2 protein-coding genes and 1 pseudogene are annotated in these 1,577 nt (G+C 53.0%); all 3 read left to right on the top strand.

Going from position 1 to position 1,577, the window contains the following annotated elements:
• Nucleotides 1–244 (top strand): annotated as a pseudogene (locus J8X26_RS26195) (ISNCY family transposase); the annotation flags it as partial.
• Nucleotides 245–272: 28 nt separating this feature from the next.
• The gene (locus J8X26_RS26200) at nucleotides 273–887 is read left to right on the top strand and encodes a DUF2913 family protein (RefSeq protein WP_208952464.1); all 615 of its coding nucleotides are present in this window, start codon (nucleotides 273–275) and stop codon (nucleotides 885–887) included.
• Between the two features lie 36 nt (nucleotides 888–923).
• Nucleotides 924–1,487 (top strand): transposase, encoded by a 564-nt coding sequence (locus J8X26_RS26205; RefSeq protein WP_244370878.1) that lies wholly within the window; start codon nucleotides 924–926, stop codon nucleotides 1,485–1,487.
• Nucleotides 1,488–1,577 lie beyond the last annotated feature (90 nt).

Below are 1,577 nucleotides of genomic sequence, written 5' to 3' on the forward strand. Positions count from 1 at the left end.
GACTATTGCACAACAGCTTGAACAAAAGGGCATCGAGAAGGGTATCCAGCTTGGTGAACAACGCGGTATAGAAAAAGGGCGCCATGAAGGTAAACTTGAAGGCAAACTTGAAGGCAAACTCGAAGGTAAACTCGAAGGCAAACTTGAAGTTGCCCGCACCATGCTGCAAAACGGTATCGATCGCGATTCAGTAATGAAAATGACCGGTCTGACCGCCGACGACCTCACACAAATTAATCATTAACTTACCGTTTCAAAGGGCAGAGTAGACATTGTCAGACAAGACCGGATCCGATATACCGGAAAATACCAGTTCTGCGCTCAGCCATCTGGCGTTTTGCGCACTGGCGGCGTTGGGTTTGGCCCGTCAGGACGGCGAGGCCGGGACGCCGTATGCCGAAAACCTGTTTCTTATCCGCTGGCTGGCAACGGCTCAAAAGCAGAAACGCTTCCCCAGGAGCGTCGCCATTGATCTTCAATGGCTCCTCGATCGCGGCCGTAAACACGGGGCTGCGGGCAAACTTCATCAGCATCTAGATTATCTTTGGCGATCCTGCAGCGGGGACCTGGCCGCCCAGTCGGATTTATTCCGGCTGACCTACGCCACGGAGACGCTGAAAGACCAGGGCTGGGATAATTACGTGATGGATAACCGGGAGTGGAAATCCGGCGTGACGCCAGCGCCCGCAAGAGACAACGGCTTCTATGTAGAAAAAGCGGCGCTGAATGCCGCCTTCAAGCAGGACGGAAGTCATCTGCATACTGTACAGTTTCGGATTGTCGGTGACGCCGCCGCCTTTATTAAGGTCATGGCAGAATATGGGCTTCACGCCAGGCTCATCGTCAGCACACCCGAACACCACACGGTAGCGCTGGAGCCCGCGTAACATGGCTCCCTGCTAAACAGGTAAAAGGAAACACCGATGAAAATGACTGACTTTCGCCGAATGGCGGCAAAAATGGATCAGCACATGCAGCAGCTGGACGCGCAGGGCGTCACGGAACCGCATCAGGTCATTAACCGTATGATGGGCTATACGCCGGAGCTGCATCAGATTTGGACCGGCACGACGGACAAAGAGCTGATGACATTAACCCAGGAGTATCCTGAGTTTTACCGTTACGCGCTCATCATGGAAACCGCGTTCGAACAGGAAAGCCAGAAACCCTCCCGACCCTATGACGATCAACCCAAATTCTCCGCAGCAAATAAACACACGATGGAACAAATACTGACCACGGCCGCCACGCTGGAGCGGGGCTACCTCGCTTATCAGGGTCATGCCCTGTCGGTATTTGATGAACAGGTTACCCGACTGGGACAATCGTTCAGATTATGGCAGGAGTGCGTGGGGGACTTCAGGAAAGTGCTGAACGCCGATGAAAATATCACTCCCATGCAGCGTGACTACGTTGACACAGGGCTGACCCGCATTGCGGACCGGCTGATGGATTTACAGGCAGGCCTTCAGAAGCCGGCAAAATGATATCCCCAGTAACTTTATGGTTCTGTCGCATTAAGGCGTTGTCAGGTAACATGCTGTTTTTTTACAATGTTTCCTTCCCATGTCTCTGAT

Source organism: Rahnella sp. ChDrAdgB13, assembly GCF_017655185.1.
Lineage (GTDB): Bacteria > Pseudomonadota > Gammaproteobacteria > Enterobacterales > Enterobacteriaceae > Rahnella > Rahnella contaminans.

Excerpts from the sequence above, each read along its gene's own strand:
- J8X26_RS26205 (WP_244370878.1), top strand. The coding sequence starts at position 924 with ATGAAAATGACTGACTTTCGCCGAATGGCGGCAAAAATGGATCAGCAC.